This window comes from Pseudomonas sp. Eth.TT006 (assembly GCF_054456575.1).
Genome location: NZ_JBTJEN010000023.1, coordinates 1 through 18,604 on the forward strand (window position 1 = coordinate 1; position 18,604 = coordinate 18,604).

The 18,604-nt window shown below is 62.9% G+C and carries 12 protein-coding genes; 4 read left to right on the forward strand and 8 right to left on the reverse strand.

Annotation, left to right across the window (positions count from 1 at the left end):
- The first annotated feature begins 122 nt into the window (after positions 1-122).
- Positions 123-926 carry a 2,5-didehydrogluconate reductase DkgB gene (gene dkgB / locus ACXR0M_RS25340; RefSeq protein ID WP_458834363.1) on the forward strand — a complete coding sequence of 268 codons (804 nt, stop codon included), beginning with the start codon at positions 123-125 and terminating at the stop codon, positions 924-926.
- Positions 927-930: 4 nt separating this feature from the next.
- Here dkgB and ACXR0M_RS25345 read toward each other — a convergent pair whose 3' ends face one another.
- The 7 genes from ACXR0M_RS25345 to ACXR0M_RS25375 all read right to left on the reverse strand — a co-directional run bounded on the left by ACXR0M_RS25345 (position 931) and on the right by ACXR0M_RS25375 (position 11,675).
- Positions 931-4,152, reverse strand: a complete 3,222-nt coding sequence (locus ACXR0M_RS25345; RefSeq protein ID WP_458834364.1) for a transporter substrate-binding domain-containing protein — start codon at positions 4,150-4,152, stop codon at positions 931-933.
- An 8-nt stretch (positions 4,153-4,160) separates the two neighbouring features.
- Positions 4,161-4,787, reverse strand: a complete 627-nt coding sequence (locus tag ACXR0M_RS25350) for a response regulator (protein WP_458834365.1) — start codon at positions 4,785-4,787, stop codon at positions 4,161-4,163.
- 123 nt (positions 4,788-4,910) lie between these two features.
- Positions 4,911-5,345, reverse strand: a complete 435-nt coding sequence (locus tag ACXR0M_RS25355) for a chemotaxis protein CheY (RefSeq protein ID WP_458834366.1) — start codon at positions 5,343-5,345, stop codon at positions 4,911-4,913.
- Positions 5,346-5,515: 170 nt separating this feature from the next.
- Positions 5,516-6,232 carry an MgtC/SapB family protein gene (locus ACXR0M_RS25360; protein WP_458834367.1) on the reverse strand — a complete coding sequence of 239 codons (717 nt, stop codon included), beginning with the start codon at positions 6,230-6,232 and terminating at the stop codon, positions 5,516-5,518.
- Positions 6,233-6,377: 145 nt separating this feature from the next.
- A complete protein-coding gene (gene mgtA / locus ACXR0M_RS25365; protein ID WP_458834368.1) occupies positions 6,378-9,077 on the reverse strand; it encodes a magnesium-translocating P-type ATPase in 2,700 nt (899 codons plus the stop codon).
- 645 nt (positions 9,078-9,722) lie between these two features.
- Positions 9,723-11,057, reverse strand: a complete 1,335-nt coding sequence (locus tag ACXR0M_RS25370) for a lysine N(6)-hydroxylase/L-ornithine N(5)-oxygenase family protein (protein ID WP_458834369.1) — start codon at positions 11,055-11,057, stop codon at positions 9,723-9,725.
- A gap of 135 nt (positions 11,058-11,192) precedes the next feature.
- Positions 11,193-11,675 carry a sigma-70 family RNA polymerase sigma factor gene (locus tag ACXR0M_RS25375; protein WP_458834370.1) on the reverse strand — a complete coding sequence of 161 codons (483 nt, stop codon included), beginning with the start codon at positions 11,673-11,675 and terminating at the stop codon, positions 11,193-11,195.
- A 325-nt stretch (positions 11,676-12,000) separates the two neighbouring features.
- Between ACXR0M_RS25375 and ACXR0M_RS25380 the strand changes: the two genes are divergently transcribed.
- The 3 genes from ACXR0M_RS25380 to ACXR0M_RS25390 are packed head-to-tail and all read left to right on the forward strand — an operon-like array spanning position 12,001 to position 16,558.
- Entirely contained in the window at positions 12,001-13,173 is a 1,173-nt protein-coding gene (locus ACXR0M_RS25380) for an efflux RND transporter periplasmic adaptor subunit (protein ID WP_458834371.1), read from the forward strand.
- Positions 13,174-15,147, forward strand: a complete 1,974-nt coding sequence (locus ACXR0M_RS25385; RefSeq protein WP_458834372.1) for a MacB family efflux pump subunit — start codon at positions 13,174-13,176, stop codon at positions 15,145-15,147.
- A gap of 7 nt (positions 15,148-15,154) precedes the next feature.
- Positions 15,155-16,558, forward strand: coding sequence for an efflux transporter outer membrane subunit (locus ACXR0M_RS25390; RefSeq protein WP_458834373.1), 1,404 nt, complete (start codon positions 15,155-15,157; stop codon positions 16,556-16,558).
- Between the two features lie 286 nt (positions 16,559-16,844).
- On the opposite strand, the gene pvdP is transcribed toward ACXR0M_RS25390, so the two are convergent.
- Positions 16,845-18,473, reverse strand: coding sequence for a pyoverdine maturation tyrosinase PvdP (gene pvdP / locus ACXR0M_RS25395; RefSeq protein WP_458834374.1), 1,629 nt, complete (start codon positions 18,471-18,473; stop codon positions 16,845-16,847).
- Between the last annotated feature and the right edge of the window lie 131 nt (positions 18,474-18,604).

The following is an 18,604-nucleotide window of genomic DNA, read 5'->3' on the forward strand; positions in this document are numbered from 1 at the left end:
GGATTACCGAAAGGAGTGATTCATGACTTCTGCTCAACAGTGCTTTGCCCCACCAGCGGTTTTTCTCAAGGACGCAGGCGCGGATACTTCGGCTCATTCTCACTGCAACCCTGGAGTCCTCCATGTCTGTTCCCGCTTTTGGTCTGGGTACGTTTCGCCTGCAAGGTCAGGTGGTCATCGATTCGGTAAGCACCGCGCTGGAACTCGGATACCGGGCCATCGACACCGCGCAGATCTACGAAAACGAAGCCGAGGTCGGTCAAGCCATCGCCGCCAGCGGCATCGCTCGCGACGAGCTGTTCATCACCAGCAAGATCTGGATCGCCAACTTCGCCGGTGAGCGCTTGATCGAAAGCCTCAAGGAAAGCCTGCGCAAGCTGCAAACCGATTATCTGGACCTGACGCTGATCCACTGGCCGTCACCGGACGATCAGGTGCCGGTCGCCGAATTCATGGGCGCGCTACTCGAAGCCAAACGTCTGGGCCTGACCCGGCAGATCGGTGTGTCCAACTTCACCATCGAGCTGATGCAGCAAGCAATCGCGGCGGTCGGTGCCGAGAATATCGCCACCAATCAGATCGAGCTGCACCCGTACCTGCAAAACCGCAAAGTGGTGGAGTTCGCCCAAAGCCAGGGCATTCAGATCACCTCGTACATGACCCTCGCCTACGGCGAAGTGCTCAAGGATCCGCTGATCCAGCAAATCGCCGCACGCCTGCAGGCGACCCCGGCGCAGGTCACCCTGGCCTGGGCCATGCAACTGGGCTACGCGGTGATTCCCTCGTCGACCCGACGCGCCAACCTGCAAAGCAACCTCGGCGCCACCGCGCTGACCCTGAGCGACGCCGACATGGCGCTGATTGCCACCTTGGAGCGCGGCCAGCGTCTGACCAGCCCGAAAGGCATCGCCCCGCAGTGGGATTGAGTGCTCAGGTTCGAAGGTGCTGCGCGAGGCTGAGCATGGCCGCGCGCAGTGCTTCGGCCGCGCATTCAACCGCTTGGGGCTCGGCGTCTCGACAGGCCTGTTCGAGTTCCACACAGGCCGCCACCACGCGCGCGGCGCCGACCATCTGCGCGCCGCCCTTGATGTGATGCGCCAGCGTGCGCAATTCGCTCAGCTTCGGCGGCTGGCGCACCGCGTCCAGTCGTTGCAGATCGTCCTGCAGACTGCGCAACAGCTGATCGCGCAAGCGTTGCATCACCGCGTGATCGGCACCGGCCATCTGTTCCAGCGCGCTCAGGTCGAGCTCGGGCAGTGGCAGCGGCTGGCCTGGCTCGTCTTCTTTTTCGCACGCACTGGCGCCCTGCAACGCCAACGCCAGATCCGCCAGGCGGATCGGCTTGAACAGGCAATCATCCATGCCGGCCGCCTGGCAGCGGGCCTTTTCCTCGACTTGCGCATTGGCGGTGAAGCCGACGATCAGGCTGCGCGCCCGAGCGGACAGGGCCTCTTCTGCACGGATCACGCGGGTCAGTTCATAGCCGTCGAGCCGGGGCATGTTGCAGTCGGTGATCAGCACATCGAATGCTCGCCCGCGCCACTGCTCCAGCGCTTGTCTGCCATTCTTGGCTTCAACGGTGCGGTGCCCGAGTACCCCCAGTTGCCAGCTCAGCAACAGACGGTTCACCGGATGATCGTCGGCCACCAACACGCGCAGTGAACACGTGGCTGCAGGCGCTGCTGCAGGTTCATCCGCGGTCTGCGCAAGGGGCGCGAGCAGCGGCAATTCGAGGCGGACATCGACCCGCGTACCCCGGCCCGGCGCGCTGTGCAGCTGCAACGTCCCGCCCATCATTTCGCACAGGTTGCGGCTGATCACCAGGCCCAGGCCGGAGCCGCTGCGCGGCGAATGCGGATGATTGCCGGCCTGCACGAACGGGCTGAACAAACGCTGCTGGTCTGCCGCGCTGATACCGATACCGCTGTCCTCGATCGACAGGTTCACCGCCAGCCGCTCGCTGGTCACCACACTGACCCGCAGGCGCAGAGTGACTGCGCCGGTCTCGGTGAACTTGATCGCGTTGCTCAGCAGGTTCGACAAAACCTGCTTGAAACGTGTCGGGTCGATCAGCACGTCGATCGCCGCATGGGGGTCGAGATCGATCTGCCACAGCAACGGCTTCTGCCGCGCCAGACCTTCGAACACGCGGCACACCGCGAGCACCAGATCGCGCAGATTGGCACGCTCCGGCGCCAGTGACAGATGCCCCGATTCGATCCGCGCAATGTCGAGAATATCGCCGATCAGCGCCAGCAACTGCTGCCCGGCGTCGGATGCCACCTGAATCGCCAGACGCTCGGTCACGCCTTCGTCGGCGCCCTTGAGGGCCAGTTCGAGCATGCCGATCAAGGCATTCATTGGCGTGCGGATCTCATGGCTCATGGTCGCCAGAAAGGTGGTTTTCGCCCGATTGGCAGCATCAGCCGCGTCCTTGGCTTGCTGCAATTGATGCAACCATTGTTGTCGCTGACGCAACTGCCAGCGCTGCAAACCGATCCAGACCAAGGCCAGCACCAGCAATCCCGCGGCGGCGGCGAAGCCCAGGAGAATCTCGCGGCGGTGGCGCAGCCAGTAACTCTGCTCCACCACCACATCATGACTCCAGCGCTCGACCAGTTCGTCCATCTGCTGCGGGGCAATACTCAGCAGCGCCTTGTTCAGGATCGAGTGCAATGGCGTGGCTTGTGGCGCAGTAGCCAGCGCGATGCGTGCCGGCTGATCGCCGATGGTGTTGGTGATGCGCAAGCGCTCGCGGTACTGACGGGCGATCAGAAAGCGCGCCACCAGCAGCGAACTGACCGTCGCATCGGCCTGGCCCTTGACGATCAGTTCCATGCCCTCGGCGGGGCTGCTGACGTCCACCAGTCGCACCTGCGGTACGCGTTGTTCAATGACGTTGCGCAATGGATGACCGCGATAAAGCGCCAGCCGTTTACCCGCCAGATCGTCGAGGCGGCGCGGGCTGCCGGGCGATGAGGCACTGACCAGCACAAACGGATTGCTCAGGTAGGCCCGGGTAAATTGCAGCTCGGCCTCGCGCTCGCTGCTGGGCGTCACCACCGGCAAGACGTCGAGTTCGCCGGCCTTGAGCTGTTCAATCTGGCGATCCAGCGAGTGTCCACGGATCACTTCGAACCCCAGCCCGGTGCGCTGCGCGATCAGGTTGAGCAATTGTGCCGAGAGCCCACTGAAACGCCCTTCGGCATCAAAAAAACTCAGTGGCGCAAAATCCTCGATCACCCCCACCCGCATCACCGGGTGCTGCGCCAGCCAGTCCTGTTCGCTGGCACTGAGGCGTATCCGCGACGACTGCGCGGCCATTTGTGCGCGGCCCGCGCTCCAGCGTTGCTCGATCAGTTGGCGACGCTCCATCGGTATCGCCGCCAGCGCCCTGTCGATCATGCGTTTAAGGCGAACCTCGCGGCGCAACAGGGCAAAACCGAAAGGGTTGGCGTCCAGCCCCGACGGACCGGCCAGTTGCAGGTCGTTGCGATAGTTGGTGTTGATCAGGTAACTGGCGCTGATCAGGTCCCCCAGGTACACCTCATCGAGACCAAATGCCACAGCACCCAGCGCATCCAGCGCCGAAGGATATTGCTGCACGTCGGCCAGAGGATAGAACGCCTGCACACTGGCCAGCGGCAAATAGTCTTCGACCATGGCAACGCGTCTGCCCGCCAGGTCCGCCGGCAGCGTCGTGTCGAGCCGGGTCACCAGCATGGGCTGATCGTCGGCATAGGGACGCGACAGGACAAAGTCCGCATCGGCCAGCTCAAAACTGTTGGAGGTGCCCAGCAGCTCGAGTTCACCGCGCTTGAGCGCGGCCATCACCTCGTCGCGACTGGCGTAGCGTTGCACCTCGATGCGCACCCCGAGCAGTTGCGCCAGCAAGTCGGCGTAATCGGCGGTGAGCCCTTCCAGCTCTTGCTGATTGCGGGTGATTTCGAACGGTGGGTAATCCGCACCGGAAATGCCCATGCGCAATACCGGGTGTAAACGCAGCCACTGGCGGTCACGTTTATCGAGCACGATGTGGACATTGTCCAGCCCTGCCTGGGCCAGCAGTTCGAGGCGTTGCGGCGGCTCACCCGCCCAGCAGGAGGCGGTGATAATCAACCACAACACCGATGACCAGCCACGCAGGTTCATCAATTCACTCAGAGCAGATGATTGCGCGTGGCGAACTCGCGCAAGTGCACTGTCGAGTTCATACCGAGCTTTTTCATCAGACGGGTTTTGTAAGTGCTGACGGTTTTATGGCTCAGGTGCATGTCTTGGGCGATCAATTTGTTGGGTTTGCCCTGCGCCAACTGCTCGAGGATGCTCAGCTCGCGATTGGATAGATCATCGATCAACTGTTTTTCGCTGCGGTGCAATGGCGTCGACAGATAATCCTTGTCAGACAAAGCGGCAAAATAGGAGTAGCTCGACATCACCGCATGGATCGCCTTTTGCAATTGCTCCAGCCGGTTGGTCTTGGCCACGCAACCCATGGCGCCGGCCCACAGACAGCGCCCCTGATAATAGTGCAGGTCCTGTGAGGTGAAGATCAGCACCTTGCACCCGGGGTCGCTGGCCTTGAGGCGTTCCAGTAGCTCCAGGCCACTGATCCCCGGCAACTTGAGGTCGAGCACCACCAGTGCCGGTTTGTGCTCGCGGTACAGTGCCCAGGCTTCGCTGGCGCTCGCAGCCTCGTAAATCTTCTTGAAGCGCTCGGCTTCGAGTATGAGCATCACCGCGGCGCGCACCACCGGATGATCGTCGACGACCAGCGCTGTCCTCATAACGACCCCCGCTCAACAACATGAAAAATGCGCCACTGGCGCGTGCTGCGCAGTGACTGTTACACGGGAGTCACCCGGGATCACCTGTCAGGTCTGACAGTTGTGCAAAAGGTTGATCCGTGCTTAAGCGCGACGCTGCTGCGCCGCATCCGCCATCCTGAGAGTCGCGGGGCGCTCCGCGGGCACATCCACGCGCGCCATCAGGTGTTCGATCGCTGCCAGATTGGGCAACGCGGCGTGGCTGATCTGCAGGTTTTCCTGCGCGAAGCCCGCCGGGGTCAGCACCGGAGCCGATGGCTCGTTATAAATCAGCGCATGCCGCACCTGCGGATGGCTCAGAAAAAAACCCGGCAGATGCAGAGAACCGGCCGCCAGTTCGGCATTGATGACCACCGCGTCGAACGGTTCACAGCCGTATTCCAACAGCGTCAGCAATTCCGCCAGGCTCTGCACCGGGGCCACGCGGAAGTATTCGAGGTGGTTGAACAGACGCTCGATTTTCATCCGGTGAAAGTGCTGCGAGTCGGCGATCAGGATGCGCAAGGTTTTATCGATCATTGTCGGTCTTCCGAAAGTAGCGGTTACGGAGTGCGGCTAGCCTACGCAAGACCACGGGCGCGCTCTGTAGGAACTTTCTTAAAAAACCGGTCATTCATCTGGATGCATCGCGCGGCGCAGATTTGACGAGCGCCCGGGATCAGACTGCCGGACCACTGGGTGCTATGGCTTTACTCGGTGGTACTCGGACTCCAGAACGCCTGCACCACCAGCGCCGAAGTAGAGATCCGCGCCACCAGTGCGTCGAGCTCGTCGCCGTCCACCGAGGTGGTCGCCAGCGTCGCTTCGATCTCGATTTCGTCGGCGCCAAAGGCATGCACGTCGACGTCGCTGGCCGGGTAGTTGCTGCGCTCCAGCTCGGCCTCGAGTAAAGCGAACACGGCGGTTTGCTGCGAGCGCCGGGCGATCACATAGACGATGTTGGTGACTTCCGCCGACACCACGTCCAGTGGCTGGCGGTTGATGTTGTTGACGATCGGCCGCAGCAAGGTGTTGGCGGCGAGAATGAACAGCGTGCCGAGCACCGCTTCGGCCAGCAGGTCGGCCCCGGCGCAGGCGCCGACCGCGGCTGAGGTCCACAGGGTGGCGGCGGTGTTGAGACCGCGCACATTGCCCTCTTCACGCATGATCACCCCGGCGCCGAGAAAGCCGATGCCGGAGACCACGTAGGCGACCACCCGCACCGCGCCATCGGCGCCGCCGAGGCGGTTGGCCATGTCGACAAAGATCGCCGCGCCGACCGCCACCAGCACGTTGGTACGCAGGCCGGCGGTGCGCTGGCGGTATTGCCGCTCGAAACCGATCAGGCCGCCGAGGATGAACGCCGCGCTGAGGCTGACCAGGGTGTCGAGCAGCGAGGTGAGGTTGAGGTTGTTGATGGCTTGCATGATCAAGCTCCTTGAAAAATCCACACTTCCCTTGTGGGAGCGGGCTTGCTCGCGAAGGCGGTGTGTCAGCCACTACAACTGTGACTGAACAACCGCATTCGCGAGCAAGCCCGCTCCCACAGGGGGAAACAGTGTGGTTGAACCTTTATTGCCAGCCAAACCGGCGGATGTAGAAGCCCTTCACCGCCTGGGTCAGCGCCATGTACGCCAGCAGGATCACCGGCAGGAACACGAAGTACATGGACGGCAGCGCCTGCAGTTTGAAGTAGTGCGCCAGCGGCCCCATCGGCAGGAAGATCCCGACTGCCATGATGATCCCGGTCATGACCAGCAGCGGCATGGCGGCGCGACTTTGCAGGAACGGAATTTTCGGCGTGCGGATCATGTGCACAATCAATGTCTGGGTCAGCAGCCCGACCACGAACCAGCCGGACTGGAACAGGGTCTGGTGGTCCGGGGTGTTGGCATCAAACACGTACCACATCAAGGCGAACGTCAGAATGTCGAAGATCGAACTGATCGGGCCGAAGAACAGCATGAAGCGCCCGACATCCGCCGGCTGCCAGCGTTGTGGTTTGTTCAGCATCTCCTTGTCGACGTTGTCGAACGGAATCGCGATCTGCGAAATGTCGTAGAGCAGGTTCTGCACCAGCAGGTGCATCGGCAGCATCGGCAGGAACGGAATGAACGCACTGGCCACCAGCACCGAGAACACGTTGCCGAAGTTCGAGCTGGCCGTCATCTTGATGTACTTGAGCATGTTGGCGAAGGTCCGGCGCCCTTCGAGCACGCCCTCCTCCAGCACCATCAGGCTCTTTTCCAGGAGGATGATGTCGGCGGCTTCCTTGGCGATGTCCACCGCGCTGTCCACCGAAATCCCGATGTCGGCAGTGCGCAGCGCCGGCGCATCGTTGATCCCGTCGCCCATGAAGCCGACCACATGGCCGTTGCCCTTGAGGATGCGCACGATGCGCTCCTTGTGCGACGGCGTCAGCTTGGCGAAGACGTTGGTGTTCTCCACCGCCACCGCCAGCTCGGCATCGCTCATGCGCTCTACGTCATTGCCCAGCAGCAAGCCCTGTTGCGCAAGGCCGACTTCGCGGCAGATCTTCGCGGTCACCAGCTCGTTGTCGCCGGTCAGCACTTTGACCGCCACGCCATGCTCGGCCAGGGCCTTGAGCGCCGGGGCGGTGCTTTCCTTCGGTGGATCGAGAAACGCCACGTAACCGATCAGCGTCAGTTCCTGTTCATCGGCCAGGCTGTAGGTGTCGCGACCTGCCGCCATCGAACGGGCAGCCACCGCTACCACGCGCAAACCTTCAGCGTTGAATGCTGCGGTGACCTGACGAATCCGGGTCAGCAATTCATCGCTCAAGGCTTCCTCGACCTCACCGTGTTGCACCCGGCTGCACACCGCCAGCACTTCTTCCACTGCGCCTTTGCAGATCAGCAGATGCGGTTCGCCGCGCCCTTCGACCACCACCGACATGCGCCGCCGGTTGAAGTCGAACGGGATCTCGTCGACCTTGCGAAACGCCGTGCCGACTTTCAGTTCACGGTGCACCTCCACATGTTCCAGCACCGCCACGTCGAGCAGGTTTTTCAGGCCGGTCTGGTAGTAGCTGTTGAGGTAAGCCATTTCCAGCACGTCATCGGAATCGTCGCCCCAGACATCGACGTTGCGTGCGAGGAAGATCTTGTCCTGCGTCAGGGTGCCGGTCTTGTCGGTGCACAGCACGTCCATGGCGCCGAAATTCTGAATCGCATCCAGACGCTTGACGATGACCTTCTTGCGCGACAGGAACACCGCCCCTTTGGCCAGGGTCGAGGTGACGATCATCGGCAGCATTTCCGGGGTCAGGCCCACGGCAATCGACAGCGCGAACAGCAGCGCTTCGGTCCAGTCACCCTTGGTGAAGCCGTTGATGAACAGCACCAGCGGCGCCATGACGAACATGAAGCGGATCAGCAGCCAGCTGACTTTGTTCACGCCCATCTGGAACGAGGTCACCGCGCGATCAGTCGCGCCGACGCGCTGGGCCAGGGCACCGAAATAAGTGCTGTTGCCGGTGGTGAGAATCACCGCCACCGCCGTGCCGGACACCACGTTGGTGCCCATGAACAGGATGTTGTCCAGTTCCAGCGGGTTGCGCGTGTCACGGTCGGCCTGACGCGGGAATTTTTCCACCGGCATTGATTCACCGGTCATCGCCGCCTGACTGACGAACAGGTCCTTGGCGCTGAGCACCCGGCAGTCGGCGGGAATCATGTCGCCGGCGGACAGCACGATCAGATCACCCGGCACCAGTTGCTTGATCGGCAGTTCGATACGCGGTGCATCGCGGCGCATCACCGTGGCGGTGTTGCTGACCATCGCCTTGAGCGCATCGGCGGCCTGGTTGGATTTGCTCTCCTGCCAGAAGCGCAGCAGCGTCGACAGCACCACCATGGAGAAGATCACCGTGGCGGCCTTGAGGTCTTCGGTCAGCCAGGAGATCACCGCCAGCAGGGTCAGCAGCAGGTTGAACGGGTTTTTGTAGCAGTGCCACAGGTGGGTCCACCACGGCAGCGGCTGCTCGTGTTCGACTTCGTTGAAGCCGTACTGCGCGCGCAGTGCATCGACTTCGAAGTCGGTCAGGCCGTCGGTGTGCGTGCCCAGCGCCGCCAGCAATTCGCCGCTGTCGCGCTGCGCCGCATCGACCAGCGTGTTGGCCAGGGTGGGCGGCACTTCACGGCTGACCGTGGTGTCATTGATCGATTCCAGCAACGCCAGACGGCGGAAGTGCCGGGCGATGTGGCGAGTGCGCAGGAAGCCTGCGAAAAATTCCTTGAGCGTAAGTTTCATGGCTGTTGCCCCTATGGTCAGCCGGGAAACCGTCGAGCAGGTACCGCCGCGCCTCGTGCACCGGAAAAACCGGCACGGCAAGGCCTGGCGCGCCGGTCCGGGAAGACAGGCGTGTCGATGCAGTGGCGATCACGACGTGAGGTCGGAATCACACTTTTTCAGTGTCGATGAGAAGGACGTCGAGACATGGCCTGACTGACCATGATCGGGATGCCGCTGCTCGCTTTACGGCGAGACAACGGCAGAGAAAGGCTGCGCGTTATCTTGCCGAGAATCTGCCGGTTACCGAGACCGGCCGACAACTGTCACTCGAACAAGTACCCACTGTGGGTCTCCGCTATTGATGAAAACGCGCGAAGCTTACGCCCCGGTGATTGGAGAGTAAACCGCTGTAAGGAAGTGTGTCGGGGAATTGCAGCGCGCTTCAGGATTGGTTCAGGAAGGCGTTTTTGCGGCGTTCTGGAAGGCCCCTTCGCGAGCAAGCTCGCTCCCACATTTGGCCTGCGTACACAGAACCATTGTGGGAGCGAGCTTGCTCGCGAAAGCGGTATTACGAGCAGGCTCGCTCCTACATTTGTCCTGCGTACACAGAACCATTGTGGGAGCGGGCTTGCTCGCGAAAGGGGTATTACGGGCAACCCGGAATCAGCTGGCCGTCGCCAACAACAGATCCGCCACCGACCGATGCCCACGGTGTTTTCCATGCTCATACAGCGAGCCGGCAATCTCGTCGGCACGCACCGGCAGCACCGACAGCAGCGTGTCGCTCAGACCATGGCTGGCCTGGCAGAAGCCCTGCATGTAAATGCCGGCCTTGCAGCGTTCGTCGGTGATCAGTTTGTAGTTGCGATCGACCTCGAACTCACCCAGGTATTCCTGCAGCGGCGCCAGCAGTTTGCGGTGCATCTGCCGTTCGTAACCGGTGGCCAGCACCACCGCGTCATACAGACGCACAGTGACTTCGCCGGTGGCATTGTTGCGCACCGCCAGTTCGATGCCGCGCTCGGTGGCGGTGGCGCTTTCGACGGTGGTCAGGGTGCGGAACGCGTGACGGGCAATGCCCGAGACTTTCTGCCGGTAGAAGATGCCGTAGATGCGTTCGATCAGGTCGATGTCCACCACCGAATAGTTGGTGTTGTGGTACTCGTTGACCAGCCGCTCACGCTCGGCGCTGTTTTGCTGGAACACCAGATCGGTGAATTCCGGCGAGAACACTTCGTTGACGAACGGGCTGTCGTCCGCCGGCTTCAGGGCCGAGCCGCGCAGGATCATGTCGACCTGCACCGAGGGGAACGAATCGTTCAGATCGATAAAGGCTTCCGCCGCGCTCTGCCCGCCGCCGATGATCGCGATGCTCATCGGTTGATTGTTCACACACGGCTGCTTGGCCATTTGCGACAGGTATTGCGAGTGATGGAACACGCGGCTGTCGCCCTTGAGCGCCTTGAACGCTTCAGGAATACGCGGCGTGCCACCGGCACTGACCACCACCGAGCGCGCGGTGCGCACCAACTGCTGGCCCTGGCTGTCACGAGAGATTACGCGCAGCGCTTCGACCTGATGGTTGTGCAGCACCGGTTCGATGGTCAGCACTTCTTCGCCATAGCGGCTCTGCTCGGTGAACTGCCCGGCGACCCAGCGCAGGTAATCGTTGTATTCCATGCGGCACGGATAGAAGGTGCCGAGGTTGATGAAGTCGACCAGACGGCCGTGGGCTTTCAGGTAATTGACGAACGAGTACGGGCTGGTCGGGTTGCGCAGGGTCACCAGATCCTTGAGGAAGGAAATCTGCAATTCGCTCTGGGTCGACAGGGTGTTGCCGTGCCAGCTGTAATCGGCCTGCTTGTCGAGGAACAGCACATCCAGCTCGCCGTGGGTCGGGCCGCGCTCTTGCAGAGCGATGGCCAACGCCAGGTTCGAAGGGCCGAAACCGACGCCGATCAGGTCGTGAACGATGGGCGATGCAATTGCCTGAGTCATTTCCAGTGTCCTCTGGATGAACCCCTCAACAAGGGGCAAGGAGAGCCTAAGTGACCTGACCGGCCCTTGAGCAGGACAGCAGGTCGTCTGTTGAGTAGGAACGAGGACAGTGAAATAAAATTTACCGCAGGCGGCTCAATGGGCATCCCACTGCTTGATGCGCAGGCGGCAGTGCTTCATCGCGTTGACGATGTGTTTTTCCACCAGCGCCTTGGAAATGCCCAGCTGTTCGGCGATCTGCGGGTGCGACAGGCCTTCGATCTTGCGCAGCAGAAAACTGTCGCGGCACAGCGTCGGCAACTCGGCCAATGCGCGCTGAAGCATCTGCAGGCGCTGACCATGATCGAGGCTGCCGTGGGGCGACGGGCTGAAATAGCGCTCTTCGCTGTCGAGCACTTCCAGCGGCTCGACCTGGCGCAAGGCGTTGCGCCGATGATCGTCGATCACCAGATTCAACGCCGTGCGATAAAGAAAAGCCCGGGGTTGCTCGATGGGCGTGTCGCTGGAGCGCTCCAGCACCCGCACATAAGCGTCATGCACCACATCTTCGGCGACCTGACGGTTGCCCAGCTTGGCGTTCAGGAAACACACCAGCTCGCGATAGTAGTTTTCCAACATGACTCCCGGCCGCTTCGATGCGGATTCGATCCTTGAGCACACTGATCCACGGCCCCCGAAAACGGGGTAGCGAGATAGTGGCAACTTGAGGTGCGTAATTTATAGTAATTCTCATATAGATTTAAAGTGGCGTGTGCCGTTGCCGGTCAAATAGTGCCGTTCTATACCTGTAACATCCTGTGTCTTCGCTTAAATTCCCTTCCGGTTGCATCGTTTACAGGACAGCTCCCCGTGTCTGTCGCGCCTGCGACAGCGTTCAGCGCCTGCGCACGCTTCATTAAGTGCAGCCGGACCACGGGCCGATTTCCACTGGCCGGAACCCTGCATGAAACGTCCCCGCCCCGCCCGACGCGGCCTGCTCGTTGTCCTTTGTCTGCTGCCCGTTGTGGCCTACGCCGCCTGGCAAATCATTCCGCCGGGGCGCGAGCGCTTCGCCACCGTGCAAGTCACCCGTGGCGATATTGAAAGCAGCGTCACCGCGCTCGGCACCCTGCAACCGCGGCGCTATGTGGATGTCGGCGCACAAGCCTCCGGGCAGATCCAGAAGCTCCACGTCGAAGTCGGCGATGTGGTCAAGGAAGGTCAGTTGCTGGTGGAAATCGATCCGTCGACGCAAAAGGCCAAGCTCGACGCCGGACGCTTCTCCATCGAAAACCTCAAGGCGCAACTGCAGGAGCAGCGCGCCCAGCATGAGCTGGCGCAGCAGAAGTATCAGCGTCAGCAGCATCTGGCCGCCGGCGGCGCCACCCGGGAAGAAGACGTGCAGACCGCCCGCGCCGAACTGAAAGCCACGCAGGCGCGCATCGACATGTTCCAGGCACAGATCCGCCAGGCCGAAGCCAGTCTGCGTAGCGATCAGGCCGAACTCGGCTACACCCGGATCTACGCGCCGATGGCCGGCACCGTGGTCGCTCTCGACGCCCGCGAAGGCCAGACCCTCAACGCCCAGCAGCAGACGCCGCTGATCCTGCGCATCGCCAAACTGTCACCGATGACCGTATGGGCCGAGGTTTCCGAGGCCGACATTGGCCACGTCAAACCGGGCATGACCGCGTACTTCACCACGCTCAGTGGCGGGCAGCGGCGCTGGAGCAGCCGCGTGCGGCAGATTCTGCCGGTGCCGCCCAAGCCGCTGGATCAGACCAGCCAGGGCGGCGGCGGCCCGGCCAGCACCAGCAAAAGCGGGAGCGCGCGGGTGGTGCTGTACACCGTGCTGCTCGACGTCGATAACGCCGACAACGCCCTGATGGCCGAGATGACCACCCAGGTGTTTTTCGTCGCCGACCAAGCCAAAGGCGTGCTCACCGCACCGGTCGCCGCCTTGCAGGGCAGCAGCAGCGCCAACCTGCAGACCGCACAGGTGATCGCCGCCAACGGCGACATTCAGCAACGCGAGGTGCGCACCGGCATCAGCGACCGGCTCAAGGTGCAGATTGTCGACGGCCTCAACGAGGGCGAGCACCTGCTGATCGGCCCGGCTGATGGAAACGGGGGCTGAATGCAAACGCCTCTGATCGACCTGCAGGACATCCGCAAGTCCTACGGCGGCGGCGATGCGCCCGAGGTTCACGTGCTGCGCGGCATCGACCTGGCGATCCATGCCGGCGAATTCGTGGCGATTGTCGGCGCGTCCGGCTCCGGCAAATCGACGCTGATGAACATCCTCGGCTGCCTCGACCGGCCGACGTCCGGCGAGTACCGCTTCGCCGGGGAAAACGTCGCCGGCCTCGACAGCGACGAACTGGCGTGGCTGCGCCGCGAAGCCTTCGGTTTCGTGTTTCAGGGTTATCACCTGATCCCCTCCGGCTCGGCCCAGGAAAACGTCGAGATGCCGGCGATCTATGCCGGCACCCCCGCCGCCGAACGCCACGCCCGCGCTGCCGCCCTGCTGGAGCGGCTCGGTCTGGCCTCGCGCACCGGCAATCGCCCGCATCAGTTATCGGGTGGGCAGCAGCAACGGGTGTCCATCGCCCGGGCCTTGATGAACGGCGGGCATATCATCCTCGCCGACGAACCCACCGGCGCCCTCGACAGCCACAGCGGCCAGGAAGTCATGGCGCTGCTCGACGAACTGGCGAGCCAAGGCCATGTGGTGATCCTCATTACCCACGACCGTGAAGTTGCGGCGCGCGCCAAGCGCATCATCGAAATTCGCGACGGCCTGATCATCAGCGACAGCGCCCGTGACCATCCCGCTGCGCAAACCAGCGCCAACCCCGGCGCCTTGCAAGCGGTGGATCTGCGCCAGCGCCTGGCCGAGGGCGCCGAAGCGAGCGGCGCGTGGAAAGGTGAACTGGTCGACGCCCTGCACGCCGCGTGGCGGGTGATGTGGATCAACCGTTTTCGCACCGCGCTGACGCTGCTCGGGATCATCATCGGCGTGGCCTCGGTGGTGGTGATGCTGGCGGTCGGCGAAGGCAGCAAGCGCCAGGTGATGGCGCAGATGGGCGCGTTCGGCTCGAACATCATTTACCTCAGCGGTGCCTCGCCGCATCCCCGCGCACCGCACGGCATCGTCACCCTCGACGATCTGGCAGTGCTCGCGACCCTGCCGCTGATCAAACAGATCATGCCGGTCAACGGCGCCGAAGCGGTGGTGCGTTTCGGCAACCTCGATCACAACAGTTACGTCGGCGGCAACGACACCAACTTCCCGAAAATCTTCAACTGGCCGGTGGCCGAAGGCAGCTACTTCAGCGCCGCCGATGAGGCCGCCGGCGCCGCTGTCGCGGTGATCGGACACAAGGTGCGGACCAAGCTGCTCAAGGACGTCGCCGACCCCATCGGCCAGTACATCCTGATCGAGAACGTGCCGTTTCAGGTGGTCGGCGTGCTCGCGGAAAAAGGCGCCAGCTCCGGCGACTCCGACAGTGACGACCGCATCGCCGTGCCCTACTCCGCCGCCAGCACCCGACTGTTCGGCACCTACAACCCCGAGTACGTGGCGATTGCCGCTGCCGATGCGCGCAAGGTCAAGCAGACCGAGCAGGCCATCGAACGCATGATGCTGCGCCTGCACAACGGCAAGAAGGATTTCGAACTGACCAACAACGCCGCAATGATCCAGGCCGAGGCGCGCACGCAAAACACCCTGTCGCTGATGCTCGGCTCGATTGCCGCGATTTCGTTGCTGGTCGGCGGCATTGGCGTGATGAACATCATGCTCATGACTGTGCGCGAACGCACCCGCGAGATCGGCATCCGCATGGCCACCGGCGCCCGCCAGCGCGACATCCTGCGCCAGTTCCTCACCGAAGCGGTGATGCTCTCGGTGGTCGGCGGCATCGCCGGCATCGCCCTGGCGCTGATCGTCGGCGGCGTGCTGATCCTCAGCGACATCGCGGTGGCGTTCTCGCTGTTGGCGGTGCTCGGCGCGTTCGGCTGCGCGCTGGTCACCGGTGTTGTCTTCGGCTTCATGCCGGCCCGCAAAGCTGCCCGACTCGACCCGGTCACGGCCCTTACCAGTGAATGAACGATCTATGAAACCGCGCCTCAGCCTGTTGACCCTGTGCCTGCTGCTCAGCGCCTGCGGCAGTCCCGTCCAGCGTGCGGACAGCGACGTGCAAGCCCCCGCCGCGTGGCAATCGCCCCACACCGCAAGTGCCGCGCGTATCGATCCGCAGTGGTGGACGCAATTCGGAAGTCCTGAACTTGAGCGTTTGGTCGAGCAGGCGCGTAGGGGCAGTTTCGACCTCGCTGCTGCCGTTGCTCGCGTGCGTCAGGCACAGGCGAGTACGGTGATTGCCGGCGCTTCGCAACTGCCGGAGGTCAAGGCCGGGCTCAATGCCAATCGACAAAAATTGCTGCGCGGCAATGGCTACAGCCAGCTCGACGCGGACAGCAGCAATCAGGCGGTGGACTACTTCGACACCAGCCTCAGCGCCAGCTATGAAGTGGATTTCTGGGGCGGCCAGCGCGCCGCTCGCGACAGCGCGCAATTCAGCCTGCAGGCCAGCGAATTCGATCGCGCCACCGTCGAGCTGACATTGCTCAGCGCGGTCGCCAGCACCTATGCGCAAAGCTTGTCGCTGGGTGAACAGGCGCGGATTGCCGAGCTGAATCTGGGCAATGCGCAGCGTGTCTTGAACCTGGTGCAGACCCGCTTCGATTCCGGTTCAGCCACGGCGCTGGAACTGGCCCAGCAGAAGAGTCTGGTGGCGGCGCAGCAACGGCAACTGCCGCTGGTGCAGCAACAGGCGCAGGAAGCGCTGATCAGCCTCGCCGCTTTGCTCGGTCGACCGGTGCAGCAACTGGCGGTGGGTCGGGAATCCTTTGATCGACTGCAGTGGCCGCCGATTGCCAGTGGCGTGCCCAGCGACCTGCTCAGCCGCCGCCCGGACATCGCCCGTGCCGAAGCGCAACTGGCCGCGGCCGCGGCTGACGTCAAGGTCGCTCGGGCGGCGATGCTGCCGAGCCTGACCCTGACCGCACAACTCGGCTCGGGTGCGGATCAGTTCGATCAACTGATCCGCAGCCCGTTCTATAACCTCACGGCCGGGCTGGTCGCACCAATCTTCAACAACGGCCGCCTCGGCGCCGAACGCGACAAGGCCACGGCGCGCCAGCAGGAACTGCTGGAGAACTATCGCGGGACGATCATCAACGGTTTCGCCGACGTGGAAAAAGCCCTGAACAGCATTCGTGGCCTCGACGGGCAGCGGCAATGGCAAAGCGAAGAGCTGCAGCAAGCGCAGACCGCGTTCGACATCGCCCAGCGCCGCTACCAGGCCGGCGCCGTCGATCTGCTGACCGTGCTGGAAACCCAGCGCACCTTGTATGCAGCGCAGGACCTCAACGTGCAACTGCGGCTGTCGCGGTTGCAGGCGAGCATTGCGCTGTACAAGGCGCTGGGTGGTGGGTGGCAGTCGCCGGTAGCGCGCTGAGTGGCGGTGTTGGGTCAGGCGAATTGATTTTGAATGACCTGACGCTTTCGCGAGCAAGCCCGCTCCCACAGGTTTTGCGTACCTCCCCAATTTTTGTGGTTGGCACTGAACCTTGTGGGAGCTGGCTTGCCGGCGATGAGGCCGGGTCAGGCGAATCAGCTTTTAATGACCCACCGCCTTCGCGGGCAAGCCCGCTCCCACAGGTTTTGTGTGATGCCGCGGATTTGGGGAATACACAAATCAACTGTGGGAGCGGGCTTGCTCGCGAATGAACGATGACGCGGTCTCAGGCCGGTGTCTGTCTGGCCTTCAGGTGCCGCGCATACCATGGTCGTTTCGGCACTTTGCGGAACAGCTGCGAGAGTTTTTTCTCGTCGTCGCCGAAGGTGATGCGCAGCGCCAGTTTCATGGTTTCCGGGTCCATCTCCACCGACTTGCCCACCTGCAACCCCGGCACGGTGCTGCAGCCATGGGTGATCGGGCCGAGCCACGGGTCATTGACTTCGACCCAGCGCCCTGGGGCAAACCACGGCACGCGATTGACCTGCAGCCGCGTGACCTCGCCCGGGTGAAAGCGCTGGTGGGCGCGGAACCAGTCTTCCAGACGATCATCGATCCAGCCATGAAACGCCCAGAACACCGGGTTGACGTGCGACGAAAACGGATCGCCCAGGAAGTCGTTTTCCGCGGCGTACCAGCGCGCGGAAAAATCCGCCGGGTCGCGGGCAAACGGCACTGGCTGGCCGTTGGACGGATCGCGTGGCACCGAGGCCCAGCGCATGTGCAGCCAGTCGTGCAGCCCCAGTTCGACCTCCGAACCGAACTGGCCCAGCGTCAGCTTCGCCAGGTAGCGCGGGTCACGGTAACGCGATTCCCACACCAGGAAATTACTGTGATACGTCTCGGCGGTCTTGATGTCGCTGACCCATTGCGAGTATTCGTCATCGTCCTCGGCCAGCCAGGTCGGCGGTAGCGCGGTACCGTCGTGATTGTCGAAGTAGGCGGCGAAGCCCTGGCGATCACGGATCAGTTCCGGCTGCGGCAACGGGAAATGCTGCCACGACGGCAAGTCCTGCATCGACCGCGCGGTGCCCAGCATGTGTCGGTGCATGAAGAAGAAGTCGATGCCCGAGCCGTTACGATCCTTTTTCGCGCCGCGAGCATCGCGCTCCTTGTCACGCGGGCCGGGCTGCCAGCCGATGCCGCGCAAGGCATTGCGCTTTTCCTCGGACAAGGTGTGCCACTTGTCCCGCGAGGCGTGCCAGAGCTGGTGGAACAAGCGGTGCTCGGGCGAGATCAGCCACGCCAGCAGCGTCGAGTTGAGGCCAATCCGTTCGCGGGCTTCGGGGAACACCCGCTTGACCGCGACAAAACGATTGTCCTGCGCTGGCAACATCAGCGGCCGATCCAGGTCCAGCACGCGCCCGCTGAGCGTGCCGCTGCCGGCATTGCCGAAACCGGCCCAGACCTCGTCCAGCGCCATGCTGAACTCGTAGTCCGGCGCACCGTCGGCCGCCGATGTGCTGACCAGACGCCAACTCAACTGCGAGGCGCTGACATCGGCCAGATCGGCGAGCACCCGATAGCGCGGCGGCTCGGACGCGCGCAGGCATTCAGCGGTGTCGAGGAAACCGATCACCCCGCGACCTTTGTGAGCGATGTCGAGGAACACTTCCAGACCGTCCTGCGGCAGCCCGGCAATGCCCGCGTCACGCCCCTCGAAACGGATCTGCCAGACACCCCGCAGAGCATCGGCCAGCCGCTGACCAGCGACGTCCGCGACGTCGAACGAGGCTTCGCCGGGGGTGATCGTCGGATCCGGCTTCGTCCATTCACGATGCCCAAAATACGCTGCAGGCACGGCGGCGCCGGTCAGTGCCAGGCCCGCCATGAACCATCGTCGAGAAATCGTCATTGCCCTACCTGTGTCAGCCATGAAGCAGGCTTTATCCAAGCTAGAACGTTTATTGCGCCGGCAAATTTATGCGCGCCGGAAAAGATCGCAGCCCACAGGAACGCGATGGAGCAGGCGCCGGCGATCTTTTC

Bases quoted from the DNA above. Each gene is read 5' to 3' on its own strand.
- pvdP (WP_458834374.1), bottom strand. From the start codon at position 18,473: ATGACGATTTCTCGACGATGGTTCATGGCGGGCCTGGCACTGACCGGC.
- mgtA (WP_458834368.1), bottom strand. From the start codon at position 9,077: ATGAAACTTACGCTCAAGGAATTTTTCGCAGGCTTCCTGCGCACTCGC.
- ACXR0M_RS25390 (WP_458834373.1), top strand. From the start codon at position 15,155: ATGAAACCGCGCCTCAGCCTGTTGACCCTGTGCCTGCTGCTCAGCGCC.
- ACXR0M_RS25385 (WP_458834372.1), top strand. From the start codon at position 13,174: ATGCAAACGCCTCTGATCGACCTGCAGGACATCCGCAAGTCCTACGGC.
- ACXR0M_RS25370 (WP_458834369.1), bottom strand. From the start codon at position 11,057: ATGACTCAGGCAATTGCATCGCCCATCGTTCACGACCTGATCGGCGTC.
- ACXR0M_RS25380 (WP_458834371.1), top strand. From the start codon at position 12,001: ATGAAACGTCCCCGCCCCGCCCGACGCGGCCTGCTCGTTGTCCTTTGT.
- ACXR0M_RS25375 (WP_458834370.1), bottom strand. From the start codon at position 11,675: ATGTTGGAAAACTACTATCGCGAGCTGGTGTGTTTCCTGAACGCCAAG.
- ACXR0M_RS25345 (WP_458834364.1), bottom strand. From the start codon at position 4,152: ATGAACCTGCGTGGCTGGTCATCGGTGTTGTGGTTGATTATCACCGCC.
- ACXR0M_RS25355 (WP_458834366.1), bottom strand. From the start codon at position 5,345: ATGATCGATAAAACCTTGCGCATCCTGATCGCCGACTCGCAGCACTTT.
- ACXR0M_RS25350 (WP_458834365.1), bottom strand. From the start codon at position 4,787: ATGAGGACAGCGCTGGTCGTCGACGATCATCCGGTGGTGCGCGCCGCG.
- dkgB (WP_458834363.1), top strand. From the start codon at position 123: ATGTCTGTTCCCGCTTTTGGTCTGGGTACGTTTCGCCTGCAAGGTCAG.
- ACXR0M_RS25360 (WP_458834367.1), bottom strand. From the start codon at position 6,232: ATGCAAGCCATCAACAACCTCAACCTCACCTCGCTGCTCGACACCCTG.